The organism is Sphingosinicella rhizophila (assembly GCF_032378825.1).
Classification (GTDB): domain Bacteria; phylum Pseudomonadota; class Alphaproteobacteria; order Sphingomonadales; family Sphingomonadaceae; genus Allosphingosinicella; species Allosphingosinicella rhizophila.
On record NZ_JAVUPU010000006.1, the window covers coordinates 43642 to 62510 of the forward strand.

Annotated in this window: 19 protein-coding genes; 10 read left to right on the plus strand and 9 right to left on the minus strand. The window is 64.5% G+C overall.

Going from position 1 to position 18869, the window contains the following annotated elements:
* Window positions 1–42 precede the first annotated feature (42 nt).
* The 4 genes from RQX22_RS12535 to RQX22_RS12550 form a co-directional block, all read right to left on the minus strand.
* Window positions 43–1425, minus strand: coding sequence for a peptide MFS transporter (locus RQX22_RS12535; protein WP_315726881.1), 1383 nt, complete (start codon window positions 1423–1425; stop codon window positions 43–45).
* A gap of 211 nt (window positions 1426–1636) precedes the next feature.
* Window positions 1637–2200, minus strand: a complete 564-nt coding sequence (gene grpE, locus RQX22_RS12540) for a nucleotide exchange factor GrpE (protein WP_315726882.1) — start codon at window positions 2198–2200, stop codon at window positions 1637–1639.
* Window positions 2197–3243, minus strand: a complete 1047-nt coding sequence (gene hrcA / locus RQX22_RS12545) for a heat-inducible transcriptional repressor HrcA (RefSeq protein ID WP_315726883.1) — start codon at window positions 3241–3243, stop codon at window positions 2197–2199. The genes grpE and hrcA overlap by 4 nt, the downstream gene beginning before the upstream one ends.
* Window positions 3244–3282: 39 nt before the next feature.
* On the minus strand, window positions 3283–3813 hold the full coding sequence (locus RQX22_RS12550; RefSeq protein WP_315726884.1) for a DUF6438 domain-containing protein: 531 nt from the start codon (window positions 3811–3813) through the stop codon (window positions 3283–3285).
* A gap of 99 nt (window positions 3814–3912) precedes the next feature.
* Between RQX22_RS12550 and rph the strand changes: the two genes are divergently transcribed.
* From rph to hemW, 3 genes are read left to right on the plus strand one after another with little or no spacing between them, the layout of a single operon-like run.
* Window positions 3913–4629, plus strand: a complete 717-nt coding sequence (rph, locus tag RQX22_RS12555) for a ribonuclease PH (RefSeq protein ID WP_315726885.1) — start codon at window positions 3913–3915, stop codon at window positions 4627–4629.
* Window positions 4626–5231: an RdgB/HAM1 family non-canonical purine NTP pyrophosphatase gene (gene rdgB, locus RQX22_RS12560; protein WP_315726886.1), complete on the plus strand. Its 606-nt coding sequence runs from the start codon at window positions 4626–4628 to the stop codon at window positions 5229–5231. Before rph ends, rdgB begins: the two co-directional genes overlap by 4 nt.
* Entirely contained in the window at window positions 5228–6385 is a 1158-nt protein-coding gene (gene hemW, locus RQX22_RS12565; protein ID WP_315726887.1) for a radical SAM family heme chaperone HemW, read from the plus strand. The genes rdgB and hemW overlap by 4 nt, the downstream gene beginning before the upstream one ends.
* Window positions 6386–6497: 112 nt before the next feature.
* Here hemW and RQX22_RS12570 read toward each other — a convergent pair whose 3' ends face one another.
* Window positions 6498–7700 carry a penicillin-binding protein activator gene (locus RQX22_RS12570; protein WP_315726888.1) on the minus strand — a complete coding sequence of 401 codons (1203 nt, stop codon included), beginning with the start codon at window positions 7698–7700 and terminating at the stop codon, window positions 6498–6500.
* An 11-nt stretch (window positions 7701–7711) separates the two neighbouring features.
* Here RQX22_RS12570 and rsmI point away from each other — a divergent pair, with 11 nt between their 5' ends.
* The 5 genes from rsmI to RQX22_RS12595 all read left to right on the plus strand — a co-directional run bounded on the left by rsmI (window position 7712) and on the right by RQX22_RS12595 (window position 10967).
* Window positions 7712–8554: a 16S rRNA (cytidine(1402)-2'-O)-methyltransferase gene (rsmI, locus tag RQX22_RS12575; protein ID WP_315726889.1), complete on the plus strand. Its 843-nt coding sequence runs from the start codon at window positions 7712–7714 to the stop codon at window positions 8552–8554.
* Entirely contained in the window at window positions 8551–8901 is a 351-nt protein-coding gene (locus RQX22_RS12580; protein WP_315726890.1) for a YraN family protein, read from the plus strand. Before rsmI ends, RQX22_RS12580 begins: the two co-directional genes overlap by 4 nt.
* A gap of 25 nt (window positions 8902–8926) precedes the next feature.
* Window positions 8927–9322 carry a hypothetical protein gene (locus RQX22_RS12585; RefSeq protein ID WP_315726891.1) on the plus strand — a complete coding sequence of 132 codons (396 nt, stop codon included), beginning with the start codon at window positions 8927–8929 and terminating at the stop codon, window positions 9320–9322.
* 89 nt (window positions 9323–9411) lie between these two features.
* Window positions 9412–10362, plus strand: coding sequence for a glutathione synthase (gshB, locus tag RQX22_RS12590; protein WP_315726892.1), 951 nt, complete (start codon window positions 9412–9414; stop codon window positions 10360–10362).
* On the plus strand, window positions 10359–10967 hold the full coding sequence (locus RQX22_RS12595; protein ID WP_315726893.1) for a DedA family protein: 609 nt from the start codon (window positions 10359–10361) through the stop codon (window positions 10965–10967). The genes gshB and RQX22_RS12595 overlap by 4 nt, the downstream gene beginning before the upstream one ends.
* Window positions 10968–10980: 13 nt before the next feature.
* On the opposite strand, the gene RQX22_RS12600 is transcribed toward RQX22_RS12595, so the two are convergent.
* From RQX22_RS12600 to RQX22_RS12615, 4 genes are all read right to left on the minus strand, one after another.
* A complete protein-coding gene (locus RQX22_RS12600; RefSeq protein ID WP_410001643.1) occupies window positions 10981–11895 on the minus strand; it encodes a tyrosine recombinase XerC in 915 nt (304 codons plus the stop codon).
* Between the two features lie 5 nt (window positions 11896–11900).
* A complete protein-coding gene (locus tag RQX22_RS12605; protein ID WP_315726895.1) occupies window positions 11901–12461 on the minus strand; it encodes a DUF484 family protein in 561 nt (186 codons plus the stop codon).
* 101 nt (window positions 12462–12562) lie between these two features.
* Window positions 12563–13216, minus strand: a complete 654-nt coding sequence (fsa, locus tag RQX22_RS12610; RefSeq protein ID WP_315726896.1) for a fructose-6-phosphate aldolase — start codon at window positions 13214–13216, stop codon at window positions 12563–12565.
* Between the two features lie 38 nt (window positions 13217–13254).
* The gene (locus tag RQX22_RS12615) at window positions 13255–14970 is read right to left on the minus strand and encodes an alkaline phosphatase family protein (RefSeq protein ID WP_315726897.1); all 1716 of its coding nucleotides are present in this window, start codon (window positions 14968–14970) and stop codon (window positions 13255–13257) included.
* A 37-nt stretch (window positions 14971–15007) separates the two neighbouring features.
* On the opposite strand from RQX22_RS12615, the gene RQX22_RS12620 reads away from it, so the two are divergent.
* Window positions 15008–17179, plus strand: a complete 2172-nt coding sequence (locus tag RQX22_RS12620) for a primosomal protein N' (protein WP_315726898.1) — start codon at window positions 15008–15010, stop codon at window positions 17177–17179.
* A gap of 52 nt (window positions 17180–17231) precedes the next feature.
* Window positions 17232–18806: a tetratricopeptide repeat protein gene (locus RQX22_RS12625; RefSeq protein ID WP_315726899.1), complete on the plus strand. Its 1575-nt coding sequence runs from the start codon at window positions 17232–17234 to the stop codon at window positions 18804–18806.
* The last annotated feature ends 63 nt before the right edge of the window (window positions 18807–18869 follow it).

The following is an 18869-nucleotide window of genomic DNA, read 5'->3' on the forward strand; positions in this document are numbered from 1 at the left end:
GGGAAGTCCGGACTTCTCAAGACCCTCCACTCGTGGCGGACATCATGGAGTCGACAATGCGCGCGTGAGACGGCCTCCGAACAGCCAGACCAGCAATGCGCCCGTTGCGGCAATGCCGGCATCGATCGTCCAGAACGCCGCGGGCGTCATTTTCTCATAGTGGCTGCCGACCCAGCCCATCAGGATATTGCCGACGAACAAGGTTAGATAAGCGCCGCTGACCATGGTGGCGTTGACGCTGGCGGGGGCCGCGCGCGAGATGAGAGCGAGAAGCGGCGGCCAGTAATAGAGAAACGAAATGCCCATTCCCCCGAACGCCAGGAAGGGGAAAAGCGCGTTCACCTTGCCGGAACCGGCAAGCAGGTCTCCCACCGCCATCAGCCCAGCGGATGCGGCTGCGATCATGGCGCCGATCCCGATCTTGGCGACGTCGCTCGGCTCGCGGCCGCGGTGCGCCTGGCGGGCCCATAGATAGATCAATGGTGGAACGGCGATGATGCTGAAAAATGCGTCGATCGAGTTGAACCATGGCACCGGGATCGCACCCAGCGGCGTGGCCAGATCAACATGGCCCTGAATCCATATGAGGCCGACATTGTAGATCTGATAATAAGCGACCGATTGGAAGATCGTGATCGCAGCCACCAATAGCAGCAGCGCGACAGTCCGTCGTTCGGGTCCTGTCAGCGGTGGCGTCGGAGCACGATCACGCTTCCTCGGACGCTGATCGGGAAGATGGCGCTGGCCGGCCAGGTAGATCAATGTCGCCAGCAGCATCAGCCCGCCGGCGGCCCCGAACCCGGTATGCCAGCCGTAGAGCTGCGCCAGCAGGCCGCACACCAGCGGGCCCGCGACGGCTCCGAAATTGATCGCCATGCTGAAAAGCGTGAAAGCGCTGGTGCGCCGCGTGACGTCTTCAACGGGATAGAGATGCCCCACCTGGGCCGCGATATTCCCCTTGAGGCAGCCGGACCCGAGAATCAGCAGCAGCAGCGCGAGCAGGAAACTCTGGTCGAAAGCCATTGCGAAATGGCCGGCGCTCATCAGCAGGGAGCCGATGATAACGGTCCGCTTGGCGCCAAGCAGCCGATCGGCGATCATTCCGCCGAACAACGGCGTGAAATAGACTAGGCCGGTATAGAGGCCGAACGTCTGTGAGGCCAGCGCCTGGACCGAGAGCGGACCGAACACCGCTTCCAGAGTCGAACGAAAAGCGGCCATGCCCGCGACATTCTCGACATGGCCAGGCAGCAGCAATTGCTGGACCATGTAGAGGACGACCAGCGCCGTCATGCCATAATAGGAAAAGCGCTCCCAGGCCTCGGTGAAGGCCAGATAGGCCAGGCCCTTCGGATGGCCCAGGAAGGCACGGTCACCCGTGCCGGCCTGGACTTCATGTGCCGGTGCCGTCCCGGTCGATGCCATGAGGATCCCCCTTGGAGAGGGAGCCTAGACCATTCTGCCGCTTATGCCAGCGCCGCGCACCGGCGACATGGTCGCCGCGCGACGGCCAATGCCGGACCGAACCGCCAGCGCCTTACCCATCCGTTGGGGACATTCAAATCCAGTGGATCGCGGAAACCCCCGGATCTTCCTGGAGTATTCCGGCCAATGCGGCCGCGGAGCGGCGCCGTCTTCAATCCTTCCTGGCCACGCCCACCAGCGCCGGACGAAGCAGCCGGTCCTTGATCATGTAGCCGGCCTGCATTTCCTGCACGATCGTGCCAGGCTCGGCCTCCGCGCTCGGAATCTCGACCATTGCCTGATGCCGGTTGGGATCGAGCGGCTGGCCCATTGCCTCGATGCGGGTAATGCCGTTGCGCTGGAAGACGGTGTCGAGTTCGCGTCCCGTGACCTCGATACCCGTCACCAGCGGCTTCATCTTCTCGTCGCTTCGCAAATCCTCGGGAATGGCGGCAAGGGCACGGTCCAGATTGTCCTTCACCGACAGCATGTCGCGCGCGAATGCCGTGGCCGCATAGGCGGCCGCATTCTGCTTTTCCTGTTCCAGCCGACGCCGGACATTCTGGGTCTCGGCCTGGGCGTAGAGGACATGCTGGCGGACCTCCTCCAGTTCCTTGGCGAGTTCCGAAAGCCGGTCGGCTTCGGCCGGCGCCTCGGCGCCTTCGCCCTGGCGATCCTGGCCCTGTTCCTGCCCCGAATCCTGGATGTCGTCCCCTAAATTCTGTTCGTCGTTCATGCCATCAATCTCGTTAGCGCCTGTGCGGTAAAATCAACCATGGGAACGACCCTGGCATAGTTCAACCGGGTCGGACCGATCACCCCGACGACACCGACAACCTTGCCGTCGCCGCCGCGATAGGGCGCGGCTATGACAGAGGAGCCGGACAGCGCGAAGAGCTTATTTTCGGATCCGATGAAGATCTTCATCCCCTGCCCCGCCCGGGCGCTGTCGAGCAGCCGCGCAATCTCCTGCTTGCCCTCCAGTTCATCGAGCAGCTGGCGCACACGCTCGAGGTCGGCGGCGGCCGCCTGGTCAAGCAGATTGGCCTGGCCGCGGACGATCAGTACCGGACGCTTGCTCCCGTCTTCGGACCACAGCGCCAGCCCGCGCGCGATCAGTTCCTGGGCAGCCTGGTCGAGCGCCGCCTGGCCGGCCCCGATTTCCTCGGTCAGCCTGGCAAGCGCCTGCTGCAAGGTGAGGCCGCAGAGGCGCGAACTCACATAATTGGCGACCTCGGTCAGCGCCGCCGGCGTAACGCCCGGTGGCAGATCGACGACCCTGTTTTCGACGCTGCCGTCGCCGCCCACCATCACCGCCAGGGCCTGTGCGGGGGAAAGCATGACGAAGCCAAGCTGCTTCAGCACGGGCTCGCGCTTGGGAACGAGGACGATGCCGGCGCAAGCGGAAAGTCCGGACAGGACCGACGTCGCCGCCGCCAGCGCATCCTCGATCGGGCCGGCGCCCCGTTCGAGCTTCCCTTCGATCGCCGCCTGCTCGGCCGGGCTCGGCTCGGCCGCCTGCATCATGCCGTCGACGAACAGCCTCAGGCCGCCCTCGGTCGGCACCCGTCCGGCCGACGTATGCGGATGGCTGAGCAGGCCCAGCTCCTCAAGGTCCTGCATGACGTTGCGGATCGAGGCCGGGGACAGATTGATGCCCGGAAGCTTGGAAATGGTCCGCGAGCCGACCGGAACCCCGGTGCCGAGATAATTTTCGACGATCATCCGGAAGACGTCCCGGGCGCGGTCGGTCAGTTCGGTGACGGGCGATAAATGCATGATAATGATGTAGGGCGCGGGCGCGTCCGGCTCAACAGGTCACTTCGCCGGCCTGACGAAGGCGGCGATCGGAAGCAGTTCCGGCGCCGCGCGCAGCCGTTCCGCGAGCGCCCGGTTCTTTTCCATGTCGCATCCGAAATAGAAATAGAGATTCTGGACGCTGCCGCCGGGATCCTTCCATTCCACTGAGGCGGAAGGCATGTCCGTCGCCATCATGGTGCAGTTCTCGCCGGAATAGCGGATCGATCCCGTGTCCGGCCGAAGCGGAGACAGGTGACGCGCGAAGGCTTCATATTGGGCGCGGCTCAGGCTGAAGCGCCGCTCGCCGTCCACCGCAGTGAAACGCCTGCCTTCGAACCATCCCTGGCCGTCCACCGTGACCGTCACGCGATAGACCGGGCAGGCTCCGAAACATGGCCCGGTTTCGTAGGTGATGCTGGCAGGTGCCGCCTCCGGCGAAGCCGACCCGTCGATCGTGGCGCATCCAGCCAAACCGGCTCCGTACAGGGCAGCCGCGGCAAGGCCGAGCATGGCCCTGCCGTCGGCAACCGATCGTTTCCGCTTCGTCATTCTCTCGCCTTCCCTTGACGCTTAGCCAATATCCCTTCGCGCTAGACCCCTGAACGACCCATGTCTAAAGCCGCGCCAAAGCCACAGGAGAAAAATCATATGCGCCCATCCGGACGCGCCCCCGATCAAATGCGGACGATCAGCATGGAGGCGGGCCACACCCGCCATGCCGAAGGAAGCTGCCTCATCAGCTTCGGCGACACGCGGGTCCTGTGCACCGCCTCCGTCGAAACCTCGCTTCCGCCCTGGCTTCGGGGCAAGGGCAAGGGCTGGGTCACGGCCGAATATGGCATGTTGCCGCGCGCTACCCACACGCGCGGGCGGCGTGAAGCCGCGGGCGGCAAGCAGTCCGGACGGACGCAGGAGATCCAACGGCTGATCGGCCGCAGCCTGCGGGCCGTGGTCGACATGGAAATTCTGGGCGAGCGGCAGATCACGCTCGATTGCGACGTTATCCAGGCCGATGGCGGCACCCGCACGGCCGCGATATCCGGTGCCTGGGTCGCGCTCCGGATCGCCGTCGACGGGTTGCTGCGCGAAGGGCTCATCCAGAAGGATCCGATTCGCCAGAAAGTCGGCGCAGTCAGTTGCGGCATCCACGGCGGAACAGCCGTCCTCGATCTCGATTATGACGAGGACAGCACGGCCGGCGCCGACGGCAATTTCGTTCTGACGGAGGATGGCAATATCGTCGAGGCACAGGTCACCGCGGAAGGCGAATGCTATGACGAGGAAGGCCTGCTTCGGCTCCTCCGTCTCGCCCGCATCGGCTGCAAGGAGATATTCGCCGCCCAGGATAAGGCTACGGGAAGATGAGAAAACTGGGCGCCGGCAAACTGGTCATTGCCAGCCACAATCCCGGCAAGGTGCGCGAGATCGCCGAATTGCTCGGTCCTTATGGCATCGAGGCCGTGTCGGCGGCGGATCTCGACCTTCCCGAGCCGGACGAGATCGGCGTGACATTCGTCGACAATGCCGATCTGAAGGCCCGCAGCGCCGCCGATCTTTCGGGCCTGCCGGCGCTCGCCGACGATAGCGGCCTGTGCGTCGATGCTCTGGAGGGGCGGCCGGGCATCTACTCGGCCCGCTGGGCGGGTGAGAACAAGGATTTCCGCATCGCGATGGAACGCGTCCATCGCGAGATGCTGGCGGTGGATCCGGAGGCTGGCCGCAACGCCCATTTCGTGTGCGCGCTGGCGGTCTGCTGGCCGCAAGACGGGCAGTGCGAAAGCTTCGAAGGCCGGGTCGACGGCACCCTGGTCTGGCCGCCGCGCGGCGACAATGGCTTCGGCTATGATCCGATGTTCCAGCCGATCGGTTACGATCGGACCTTCGCCGAAATGGATCCCGCGGAAAAATATGCGATCGATCATCGCGCCGATGCCTTTCGGAAGCTGGTCGCAGCCTTGATCGAGTGACCGTCCATCAGCCATTCCGGGAATCGGAGCCACGCCGGCAGGACGGCCTCGCCCTCTACGTCCACTGGCCCTTCTGCGTCTCCAAATGCCCCTATTGCGATTTCAACAGCCACGTCCGCGCCTCCGTCGACCAGGACGAATGGCGGGACGCCCTGCTCACCGACCTGTTCCATGAGGCGGGACTCACCGAAGGAGCGACGCTCGGCTCGATATTCTTCGGCGGCGGCACGCCTTCGCTGATGCCGCCGGCGACCGTGGCCGCGATCATCGCGGCAGCGCGCACGCATTGGCGGCAGGCCCCGGATATCGAAATCACCCTGGAAGCCAATCCCTCCTCGGTCGAAGCGGCCCGGTTCGCGGATCTCGCCGAAGCCGGCGTCAACCGCGTCTCGCTCGGGCTCCAGTCGCTCGACGACGCGGCGTTGCATTTCCTCGGCCGCGCCCATGATGTGCAGGAAGGGCTCGCGGCGCTGGCGACGGCCCAGAGAGTGTTCGAGCGTGTCAGCTTCGATCTGATCTACGCCCTTCCCGGCCAGACTGAGGCGGCCTGGCGGGCGCAGCTGCAGCATGCGTTGAGCTTCGGAACCAGCCATTTGTCGCTCTATCAGCTCACCATCGAGCCCGGCACCCGCTTCGCGGCACTCGCCGCCAAGGGCGCGCTCGTCGAAGCCGATCCCGATCATATGGCGGCCTTGTTCGAGCTGACGCAGTCAATGACCGAGGAAGCCGGCCTTCCCGCTTATGAAATCTCCAATCATGCCCGGCCGGGGCATGAAAGCCGCCACAATCTCGCTTATTGGCGCTACCAGGCTTATGCAGGCATCGGACCCGGGGCCCATGGCCGCCGCGGTCCCATCGCCACCCGACGCCATCGCAAGCCGGAGAATTGGCTCGCGGCCATCGGACGGCAAGGCCACGGCATTCAGGAAGAAATGGAGTTGAGCAGCGCCGACCGGAAGGTGGAAGCGCTGCTGATGGGCTTGCGCCTGCGCGAGGGCATCGCGCTCGGCGCGCTTCGCCCGATGCTCGATCGGGACGCCGTCGCGCGGCTTGAGGGACAGGGCCTGCTCGCCACCGATGCCGACCGATTGCGGGTCACGCCGGCGGGAATGCTGCTTCTCGATGCGATCCTGGCCGAAATCGTGAAGGGCTAGGCTCGTTCACAATCATGTTAAACCGTGAACTAGTCTTGTTTCTCTTTGTTTTCCGTTGTTTCCGAGTGGTCAGATGATTTCATCTGCCCTTGAAACCACTCCTGATCCGGGTCTAATCCGTGAAGCTTCGCGGTGCCGGTGACAGGATCGTCGTGCCGCCGGGCGTCACTTCATGCACGGCCAGCGATCGCTCGGCCACGCCGTCGGACCTGAAGCGGAACGCGCCGTCGACGCCGGTGAAACCCGCATCGTCCCTGAGCGCCCGCTCCGGAAAATTCCTGCCGACAGGCCAGTCCCGCCCGACCCGCACGGCGAGCAGAACCGCGTCATAGCCCAGGCTGGCGAGACGATAGGGGTTGGCGCCGTAACGGGCGCGGTAACGGGTGCGAAGCTGGTTGAACATCGTATCGGGAACACTTGCATACCACGAACCCCTGAGACCGGCGGTCCGGCCGAGATCCGTCTCCGTCGACCAAAGCTCGGTTCCCAATATCCGGGCCGATGAGGATGGCCCGGCACGAAGGAGCGGCGCTGCGCTGACGGCGATCCTGCCGCCATCCGCGATAAGCACCGCATCATAGCCTCCCTGCGCCTTGAGCCTTGTGATCGCCGTCCTCAGGCTGTTGGGGCTCCGGTCGAATCTTTGCATGCCGATCAGCCTGCCGCCCGCATCCTCGACCGCCTCGATCATGGCCTGGGAGGCGCGGCGGCCGTAGACCCCGTCGGGAACGAGGGCCGCGAAGCGCTGAACCCCCTTCGAGCGGGCAAAGCTTACGACGCGCGCCACCGACTGATCTGGCGTGAAACCCATCATGTAGACGCCGTTGCCGGCGATGCTCGCATCGTTGGAAAAGGAGATGAGCGGCACCCGCGCCCGCCGCGCGATCGGCGCGATCGCCTGGACATCCTCCGACAGCAGAGGGCCCAGGAACAGGCGGTTGCCCTGCGCAAGCGCTTCGTTGGCGGCGGCGACGGCACCGCCGCTCCTGGCGGTGTCGTAAACCGTGATCCGGATCTTCTCCCCGCCCGTATCCAGCAAGGCGAGGTTGGCAGCATTGGCGATGGACATGCCGACGCCGGCATTGGGCCCGGTCATCGGCACCAGCACCGCCACACGATTGCGGGTTTCGTCGCGCGGGAGCGGCGACACGTCCGGCTCCTCCGGGGTCGGTTGCGGTCTCTGCGGGGGTGGCCGATCGGGAACGCGGCTGGACGGAACGATCTGGCAGCCCGCCACGAACAGGGCCAGCAGCGCCATTGCGATCCTGGCGGGAAAGGCGCGACGCGCTTGCGGGCTATAGGGTTGCTCTGCCATCACCGAACCTCATGAAGTCGAAACTGCCCCCAGGCCTCTATATCGTCGCCACCCCGATCGGCAATCTTTCCGATCTCAGCCCCCGCGCGGCGTCGGTGCTGGCCGAAGCCGACCTGATTGCCGTCGAAGACAGCCGGGTGACCGCAAAGCTGCTCGCCCATATCGGCGTCAAGCGGCCGATGACAGCCTATCACGATCATGTCGCCGAACATGTGCGGCCGCAATTGATCGCCCAGATGGCGGATCGCGCGATTGCCCTGGTTTCCGATGCAGGAACGCCGCTCATCTCGGACCCCGGCTACAAGCTGGTGCGCGACGCACGCGCGGCCGGCATCGATGTGACCACCATTCCCGGTCCGTCCGCGGCCGTGGCTGCGCTGACGCTTGCCGGCCTCCCGACGGATCGCTTCCTCTTCCTCGGTTTCCTGCCGCCCAAGGCCGGCGCCCGCAAGGCAGCCATCCTGGAAGTCGCGCAGGTCAGGGCCACATTGATTCTCTACGAAAGCGGGCCTCGCCTCGGTGCCACCTTGTCTGCGCTGTGCGACATGCTCGGCGACCGCGAAGCTGCCGTCGTTCGTGAAATCACCAAGCGATTCGAGGAAACGGTCACCGGATCGCTGGAGGGCCTTGCCGAACGCTATCGGGAATCACCTCCAAAGGGCGAGATCGTCATCGTCGTCGCTCCGCCCGGTGCACCGGAAGCCGCCGGCGAGGAGCAGATCGACGAGGCGCTGCGGCAGGCCATGGCCCGCCTTTCCCCTTCACGCGCCGCAGCCGAAATCGCCGAATCCCTCGGGCTGAAACGAAAGATGGTCTATGAGCGCGCGCTGCAGCTCAGGGATGAATTGGAATGAAGCGACAACGCGCCGAGCGCGGCGGCCGCAGGGCCGAATCCATCGCCGGCCTCTGGCTGCGCCTCAAGGGCTGGACGATCCTGGCACGGCGGCTGCGAACCCCGGTCGGCGAAATCGACCTCGTCGTCCGACGTGGCAGCACGCTGGCCTTCGTCGAGGTAAAGGCCCGCGCGACGGCGGATCAGGCCGCTTTCTGTCTCGACGACTATCGCCTGCGCCGCGTCGCAGCGGCCGCCCAGGCCGTCTCGCACCTCTATGCCCGGCCGCGCGACACTATCAGGATCGACGCCATGTTCATCGTGCCGGGGCGCCTGCCTCGCCATCTCGCAAATGTCTGGTGCGGCTGATAATCTTCCCCGAACGAGGTTCTTCATGCTTAAGCTTCCCACTCTCCTCCTCGGCATCGCCCTCCTCCCCCTGGCGGGCTGCTTCGACGATCCCGCCGACGAGGTGGCGATCCAGCAGGCAAGCGGGCCGCCGCCCGGCGAGGTCTGCACCGAGGTTCGCGGCGCACTCGATACGATGACCGAGAAGGGAGCGATCGACTATCAGGATGATGGCACGGCGGTGATGGAGGAGAGCTTGTGGATGCGGATGGGGGCGGACGGACGCGACAAGATCGGCCAGATGCTGGCCTTTCACGCCGCATGCGCTGCCAAGGCCGGGTCGGCGAGCCAGCGGATCGTCATCCGCAATGCCTTCGGAAACGTCATGATGCAGCGCAATTTCGACACGCGCATGAATACGGTCTCGATGTTCGGCGACTAAAGGTCCGGGTAGCCGACGTCCGGCGTTCAACGAGTGACAAAGTCCACCGCCTTCCCTAGGCGGGGCTCCGCTCGCCAGAGAGGTTCGACATGAATTTGCGCGTCGCCGTCCAGATGGACCCGATGGAGGCCATCAATATCGCCGGGGATTCCACCTTCGCGATCATGCTGGGCGCTCAGCTGCGCCGGCATCACCTGTTCCATTATCTCGCTCGCGACCTCAATTATGCCGATGGCCGGGTGACCGCCCTTGCCCGGCCGGTCGTGCTCCGTGACCAGTCGGGCGATCATTTCAGCCATGGCGACTGGCAGAAGATCGACCTGGCCGAGGACGTGGACGTCGTCCTGATGCGGCAGGACCCACCCTTCGACCTCGGCTATATCACAGCCACCCATCTGCTGGAGCGGATCCAGGACCGGACCTTGGTCTTCAACGATCCGGCGGCCGTGCGGAACGCGCCCGAGAAGCTTTTCGTGCTGGATTTCGCCCGCTTCATGCCGCCAACCTTGATCACGCGTTCGCTCGAGGAAACCCGCGCCTTCCAGGCCGTCCATGGCGAAATCGTCGTAAAGCCCCTTTACGGCAATGCCGGTTCGGCCGTCTTCCGGATCCGCAGCGACGGCGGCAATCTTGCGGCACTCACCGATCTGTTCAACGAGGTCTGGGTCGAGCCTTTCATGGTCCAGGCCTTCCTGCCCGCCGTCGCCGAGGGCGACAAGCGCATCGTCCTGGTCGACGGCAAGGTGGCGGGCGCGATCAACCGGATTCCCGGCGAAGGCGAGATAAGGTCCAATCTCGCCGCAGGGGGCCGCGCCGAAGCCACCGAGCTCAGCGTCCGCGAACGCGAGATCTGCGATGCGCTCGGTCCCGAGCTTGCCCGACGCGGACTGCTGTTCGTCGGCATCGACGTGATCGGCGGATATCTGACCGAGATCAACGTCACCTCACCCACCGGTATCGTCGCGATCGACCGTTTCAATGGAAGCGACACGCCGGGCCTCATCTGGGACTCGATCGAGGCGAAGGTCGGCAAGCGGTGAGTGATTGGGTCATTCGCCTGATCGACCAGACGGGCTATCTCGGTGTCGGGTTCCTGATGTTCCTGGAAACCGTATTTCCGCCAATTCCGTCGGAGGTGATCATGCCGGTCGCCGGCATCGCCGCGGCGCGGGGATCGATGACCCTGTTGGGCGTGATCGCCAGCGGCACGGCCGGCGCCATGTTCGGCAACATCTTCTGGTATCTGGTCGCCCGGGTCATCGGCATGCAGCGCTTCAGGCCCTTTATCGAGAAACATGGGCGCTGGCTGACCCTGGACTGGTATGACGTCGAAAAGGCGGAGCGGCTGTTCGGCCGCTTCGGCTCGCTCCTGGTCCTGTTCGGGCGGATGATGCCCACGATCCGATCGATCGTCTCCGTGCCGGCGGGACTGCTGAGGATGCGGCTCAAAAGCTTTCTCATCTGGTCGACGATCGGCACGGCCGGCTGGAGTTCTGGTCTGGCCATCGCCGGTTACGCCCTCGGCCGCCGGTTTTCCAAGATCGAGGATATATTGGGGCCGCTCTCCTCCGCCATCATCGCCGCCATCGTCCTGAGCTATGTCTGGCGACAGATCACGTGGCGCAAGCGCCATCCGGAAAGCTGATTTCAATCTCTCTTCAAGCCCGCGGATGGGCGTTCCGATAGACATCCAGCAAATGGGCGGCATCGACCGCTGTGTAGATTTGCGTCGAAGAAAGGCTCGCATGACCGAGCAGTTCCTGGAGCGACCGCAGATCGGCGCCCCGGCCCAGCAAATGGGTCGCGAAACTGTGGCGAAGGGCATGCGGCGTGGTCCGGTCCGAAAGCCCCAAAGTCGCCCGCGCCTTGCGTACCACGCGCCGGATCAGCTCCCCGTTCAACGGACCGCCACGCGCGCCCCGGAACAGTGGCTGGTCCTTGGTCATCGGATAAGGACACAAGGCGATGTAACGCTCGATCGCGTCGCGCACGAGCGGCAGCAGCGGCACGATCCGTGTCTTGTTGCGCTTGCCGAGCACGGCGATGGCGTCCCCGAGCGGCAGCGCGCCTCCGGTGAGGCCGAGCGCTTCGGCCACGCGCAGCCCGCTCCCGTAGAGGAGGAGGAGAACCGCGAAATCGCGCGCCGCGATCCATTCGTGGACGGCTTCCTCGCCGGCTTCCCCGGCCAGGCTGAAGGCTTCGTCGGGGGATATGGGGCGCGGTACGCTCCGCGGACGCTTCGGCCCCTTCAGGCGCGGTATGGCCGTCTGGTCGCCTCGTTCCGAAGCGGCGAAGGCCAGGAAACCGCGCACCGCCGAGAGCTCACGTGCCGCCGAACTGTTGCCGAGTCCTTCCATTCTGCGCGTCGTCAGGAAGGCGCGGAGATCGGCGGGTTGCAGGCGTCCGAGCGCCCCTCCATCGACCGCTGTCCCCAAATGCCGCCCGAGAAAGGCGATCAGCCGGTGCGCGGTCGCGGCATAAGCACGTACGGTATGGGCGGATCGGCGGCGGTCCTTGCTCAGATGATGTTGCCAGCTGTGGGCAATTTCGCGCGCCGGATGGTCGGGCGGCAACGGCTCTATGGAATCAGCCACCGGCCCATGCAGCGCGTCAGCACGCGTCCCAGGAAGACAAGCAATTCGGATCCGTGGCGCGTCTCGAATCCTTGCTCGCCGCGCTGGCCCAAGGCGAGAAGCCCGCTCGGCAAGGGCGGATCGCTCTCCAGGCGGACCAAAGCTTCGGCGCGGATGAGGTCGCAGGCGGGACCGAACAAGGGATGGCCGCGCTTGACGCCGCGCAGCACCACCCCGTCAAAGCCGGTAACGGATCGTTCGATGACCTTGGCGTCGACGAACTGAATCCCTGATGCATCGGCGCGCATGCCCTTGCCGCCGACGAACAGTCCCACGGCGACCGCGTCCAGCCCCAATATCTGCGGCCATTCCTGGGTGACGATGTGGATGAGATGGTCGAAACCTTCGGCCTCCACCGCCGCCAGTACAGCGGCATGGATCGAGGCGACCGCACCGGAATGGCCCCGCGCGAAGGCGATGAGGTCCTGATTGGCCTCCTCCACCGCCGCGACCCTGGCGCGCAGATTCGCCACCGCCCGGTCTTCGAAATTGATCACTGTTCCCATCGCCCGATCAGCTTAACCACAAGATGGTTAAGATGCGATGGCGAAAATCCCTAATTCGAACGCTTGGGAATCCGGGACCCCTTTTCGGAGGGCGGCACAGCCTAACCGATCGTCTGCCCTGTCTTCTGCCAGTCGGAAAGGAAGGCTTCCAGCCCGCGATCGGTCAAAGGGTGCTTGAAAAGCTGGCGGATGACGCTCGGCGGCGCGGTCATGACATCGGCGCCGATCTTGGCGGCTTCCAGCACATGAACCGGATGCCGGACGCTTGCGACCAGGATCTGCGTGTCGAAGCCGTAATTGTCGTAGATCAGCCGGATCTCCGAAATGATCTGCATGCCGTCGAAGCCGATATCGTCGTGCCGGCCGACGAAGGGCGATATGAAGGTCGCTCCGGCTTTGGCCGCGAGCAGGGCCTGGTTAGCGGTAAAGCAGAGCGTCACATTGACCATCGTGCCTTCGCCGGTCAGCGCCTTGCAGGTCTTCAACCCGTCGATGGTGAGCGGGACCTTGATCGTGATATTGTCGGCGATCTTCCGCAGCACCTCCGCCTCGCGCATCATCGCGGCATGTTCGGTGGCGACGACTTCGGCCGAAACCGGCCCCGGAACGATGCTGCAAATCTCGGCGACCACCTCCAGGAAGTTGCGGCCGGCCTTGTGAACCAGCGAAGGATTGGTGGTGACTCCGTCCAGCAGACCGGTTTCGGCCAGCTCCTTGATGTCGTTCGTATCGGCGGTGTCGACGAAAAATTTCATGGATGCTGTCCCTCGATTCGGAAAATCTGTCCCGGGCCCTATAGCGCCTGAGCGGGATTTCGCCGCTCCGGAATCGCGGAGGACATGCAGGCTGCCGGATCCTTTTCATGGTTGCGTGCCAGCCAGTCCGCAGGGCGCCCGTCAATATCGCCGAGCGCGACGTCGAACCTGGCGGCAATGCTTGCCCCGATATCCTCCATGTCGATATCCGGATATTCGCTGCCGGCGGCAAAACCCCGGCCATGGACGATCAGCAGCCCGTCATCGCGATGGTCACCCGTCCGCCAGCCGTCATAAGGGCTGTGCAGGATCCCGATCTTCGGAGACGAGACCCGCTCGATGGGTGCTTCGCGGTTCCAATCGACGAACAGATCCGGCATTACGTCTCGGGGAGAACGCCGGTGCCGCGTATCCGACCGGATCACTGCCCTGACGGCGGGCCGGCCCGTGTCCAGGTTCACGAGCTCGAGCAGATCCTCTTCGAGCTGGGCGCAGACCCTGTCGAAATCCTCTGGAGCGACGCATCCGTCCGGCTCCCGGCCGACCAGGTTCAGGCGGATGCCCCCATAGACATAATTGTTGGGTTCCAGGAAATAATGCTGGCGTGCGCGGGCGGTGGAAAAGGTCCGTTCGTCCAGCAGTCGCCCGACCCGTTCCCGGATCGAAAGCGGTACGCCGAGGCGCGAGGCCAGTCTGCGCAGCCCGGGTATCGCGGCCCTGAGCGGTGCGCTCGCGGAGACCGACCGGCGACCCTCCGACCCGAAATGATGAGAATCGAGCCGCGACAATAATTCGTCCAGCATGTGAACGCCGTCGTGATGTGGCCCCATCCCATGACTCATGAGCAGGCAGATAAGGGCGTCGGGACCGGCCTTTGCCACTACCTCGCCAACGCCAGCATCCACCGCGCGATAAAGGGTCAGAATGGGATCCCCGCCCAGACGCTCCGCCACAGACGCATCGAAGCGGGGATGCGCATGATCGTGGAGATGCCACAATTGATGGCCACCGGCATGGGCCTCTCCGAATATGCCGACGACCAGATCCCATTCTTCATCGGCCAACAGGTCCGACAGCAAGCGAGCCTTGGCAGCAGCGCCTTCGATCAGCCCGTCCAGCAGCTTGCCTTCCTCCTGGGCCGTCCGGAGCGCGCCTGCGCGATGGACATAATCGTCCGGCGCGAAATCCTCATGGGTAATGGCCGGAATGCCGAGCACCGGATGGGTGCCGATGGTCGCTACGATCTCTTTCGCCTTGCCGGGTGGCCAGCTGCACAACCCCCAATGCCTGTCGTGGCATCCCCATTCCACCACCTGGACACCGTTCAAACCCGGTTCCAGCCGGGCATGGGGAACATCGACTATGGCGACACGGCGGCCGCTATCGGCAACCGTTTTCCAGAAGGTCGGAAAGCCATCGAAGCGGGGCGGCGACAGGCGATGTCGGTAGGTCTCGATCTCGATCCTGTTCCAGCAATGGAATCCATGACGATCGGGGCGCAGGCATGTCGTGAAATTGGCCCATGCCGCGCCTACATAGAGGCCGAACGGATTGCAGACCCTGGCCCGCGCGCCGTTTTCCAGCAGGCGGGCGATATTGGGGAGTTGTCCATCCTCGGCAAAGCCCAGAGCCGTGCAGGGATCGAAGGCGTCGAGACCGATGACGATGACCGGAGATTTTTGCAGCGGAGCCTCCTTTGTCCTTTCTATGCCGTCGGCCGCGGTCCTGCAACGCTGCCATGACCACCACCGCATCCTTCAGGACTGGCACGAATAACGATATGGCAGCTCGATGAACCGCAACCGCGCCCGCGTCATCTTGCTCAATGCTGCCCTTGGCCCCCTCGACTATCGCGTTCCGCACGGAATGGAGGTGGAACCGGGCTCGATCGTGCTCGCTCCGCTCGGGCCCAGGCAACTGACCGGCGTCGTGTGGGAGCCGGAAAGACTCGAAACCGAGGAAGTGGGCGACAATCGCCTTCGCCCGCTGGTTCAGCTCTACGATCTGCCGCCGCTCGCTGCGCCGCTGCGCAGGCTCATAGAATGGACCGCCGATTATTATCTGGCGCCCATCGCCGCCGTGCTCCGCATGAGCCTGGCTTCCGCCAGCGCCCTCGACGGCAGCAGGACCGTGATCGAATATCGCGCCACCGGACGCGTGCCGGATCGGCTGACGCCGCAGCGGGTGCAGGCGCTCGAGCGGATCGGCGAACGGCAAGGCCTGGTGCGGGAACTGGCTCTGGCCGCCGGCGTGTCCGATGCTGTGATCCGCGGCCTGGTGAAGGCCGGGGCCATCGAAGCGGTCGAAGTGACGGTCGACGATCCCTTCCCTTTCCCCGACCCGGACCATGATCCGCCACGGCTGGAAGCAGCGCAAAGCGCGGCCGCCGCTCAATTCGTCGAAGCGGTCGAGGCGGAAGAATTCGCGCCTTTTCTGCTGGACGGGGTCACCGGCTCCGGGAAGACCGAGGTCTATTTCGAAGCGATCGCAAAATCATTGCGCAAGGGCCGGCAAACGCTGGTTCTTTTGCCCGAGATTGCGCTTACCGAACCCTTCCTCAAACGCTTCACGGCGCGCTTCGGCCACGAGCCGGTGGCCTGGCACTCGGGGCTTCGCCAATCGCAACGCCGCCGCGCCTGGCGCGCAATCGCGACCGGAGATGCCCGGGTCGTGGTGGGTGCGCGTTCCGCCCTCTTTCTTCCCTATCGGAATCTCGGCTTGATCGTCGTCGACGAGGCCCATGAGACGAGCTTCAAGCAGGAAGAAGGCGTTCAATATCATGCCCGCGATGTCGCCGTCATGCGGGCAAAGCTGGAAAGGGTGCCCGTTATTCTCGCTTCGGCCACGCCGGCCATAGAGAGCCGCCAGATGGCGGAGATCGGCGTCTATCGCGAAGTCCGCCTCCCCGACCGCTACGGCGTCGCCGAAATGCCCGACATCCGCGCCGTCGATCTTATCCAGGACCCTCCCCCTCGCGGCCGCTGGCTCGCGCCGCTTCTGGTCGCGGAACTGGAGCGCAACCTGGAACGAGGCGAGCAAAGCCTGCTCTTCCTCAACCGCCGCGGCTATGCGCCGCTGACCCTCTGCCGGGCTTGCGGCCACCGTTTCCAATGCCCGAACTGCACCGCCTGGATGGTCGAACACCGGCTGGTCCGCCGTCTGGCCTGCCATCATTGCGGTCATGTCATGCCGCCCCCTCGTCTCTGTCCGGAATGCCAGGAGGAAGACAGTCTCGTCCCTGTGGGACCGGGCGTCGAGCGAATCGCCGACGAAGTCGCCGCCATATTCCCGGACGCACGACGGGCGATCGTCACTTCGGACACCATCTGGTCGCCGGCAAAGGCGGCGGAGTTCGTGGGCCGCATGGAAGCGGGCGAGATCGACATCGTGATCGGCACCCAATTGGTAACCAAAGGCTATCACTTCCCCAACCTCACCCTGGTCGGCGTGGTCGACGCAGACCTCGGCCTTTCGGGCGGAGACTTGCGGGCAGCGGAGCGCAGTTTCCAGCAGATCGCCCAGGTCGCCGGCCGTGCCGGTCGCGGGGAGAAGCCGGGCCGGGTTCTCGTTCAGACCCACGAGCCCGCTGCGCCCGTGATCCGCGCCCTGGTGAGCGGGGACACCGAGAGCTTCTACCAGGCCGAAACCGATGCCAGGCGCGGCGCGGCCATGCCGCCCTTCGGGCGCCTCGCGGCGATCGTCATTTCGTCGGAAGACGCCCGGGAGGCCGAGGAAGCGGCGCGACTGATCGGCCGGACCGCACCGAAGGTGGAGAATATGGCGGTGTTCGGTCCCGCTCCCGCTCCTTTGGCGATGCTGCGCGGTCGTCATCGCCAGCGTCTCCTCGTCCACGCCGCCCGCTCGCTCGACGTTCAGGATGTCATCCGCGAATGGCTGGGCGCCCTGACTTGGCCGCGGGGCGTGCGCGTGGCGGTCGACGTGGATCCATACAGCTTTTTGTGACCGCTTGTCGCCGGCCGGAGGGGGCGATACTTATCCAGCGGGGAGAAAATCCATGATTCGCATAGCCTTACTGCTGCTGTTCGCGCTGGTGCCGGGTGTCGCCCATGCCGAATGGCGCGAAGCCAGCACCAGGCATTTCCTGGTCTATAGCGAGGGCAGCGAAGCCAAGCTTCGTGAAGTGGCGACCAAGCTGGAAAAATATGATTTCATCCTGCGCTGGGGATCCAAGGTCAACAGACCGGCCAGCGCGATCAAGCTTAAAATCTATCTCGTCCCCACGCCGCAAGACGTACAGGCCGCGCTCGGCGGCGGCCGCAACATGGGCGTCCTCGGCTTTTACGATCCGAGCATGCGCGGCCCCTATTTCGTCGGATTGGAGCGCGACCCCAACGACATTGACGGCATGGGCGCGCAACAGGTGCTGTTCCATGAATATACGCACCATTTCATGTTCCAGTATTTCCCGGCCGCCTACCCCTCCTGGTACAGTGAAGGCTTTGCGGAATTTTACGGAACCACCAGGATTCTCGACAATGACGCGATCGAACTGGGACATGCGGCCTTGGCCCGCTATTATTCGCTCACCAGCAAGCAATGGCTGCCGCTCGAGAAGATGCTGGCCGCGAAGAATTACGAGGATGTGAAGCGCGATCTCCACCTTCTCTATGCGCAAGGCTGGCTGCTCGTTCACTATCTGGCGAACACCCCGGCCCGCGCCGGTCAGCTGGACAAGTATCTGGCCTTGATCAATGCCGGTCAGAGCTTCGAGGCCGCGACCGACGCGGCCTTCGGCAAGGATGCCAAGGAGCTCGATTCGGAGCTTCGTGCTTATGCCCGCAAGCGCGCCATCAACGCGACGCGCACACAGTTCAAGCCGATCGACATCGGCCCCCTCGCCGTGCGCACCCTCTCGCCCGCCGAGGACGCCCTGATCAAGAAGGATATAGAATTGAGCCGCGGCATCCTCGTTCGCGAGGCGGCGGAATTCGCCGAGGATGTCCGCAAAATCGCAGGCCGTTATCCGCAGGATCCTTATGCCTTGCGCATCCTTACCGAGGCGGAACGCGCCGCCGGCAACACGAACGAGGCAATGGCCGCACTCGATCGCTGGCTGGCGCTCCAGCCACGCGACCCGAAGGCGCTGACCCACCGGGCGCAGATGCAGGTGGAAGCGCTGGCTTCCGCCAGATCGACCGATGAACAGGCGTGGAACGCGGCCCGCCAGCAGATCGTCGACGCGATCAAACTGGCTCCGGACGATCCCTTTCCGCTCATCGCATATTATGACAGCTTCCGCGCCCAGAACCTGTTGCCGCCGGCTGGAGCTCAAAATGGCCTCTATCATGCGTTCGAATTGATGCCGCAGGTTCCCCAGCTTCGGCAGAAGCTGGCCTCCGATTTCGAGCAGCGCAACATGATCAAGGATGCGATCGACATCATCAAGCCCGCCGCCTACGCCCTTCATTCCGACGACGACAAGAGCGAGTCCGAAAAGAGGAAGGAGGCCGAGCTCAAAGCGAAGAATCGGGTCGCCGGTGAACCGGTCGATGCCGAGGAACCCTGGCAAATGCTCGATCGCCTCGAAAAGAAACTGGAATCGGCCCCGGCCGCAACCGCTGCCCAATAGGCCCGAAACGGACCATTCCTCGCGCCGAAGCCCGATTGATTGGCACAACATGTTGTGAAACAG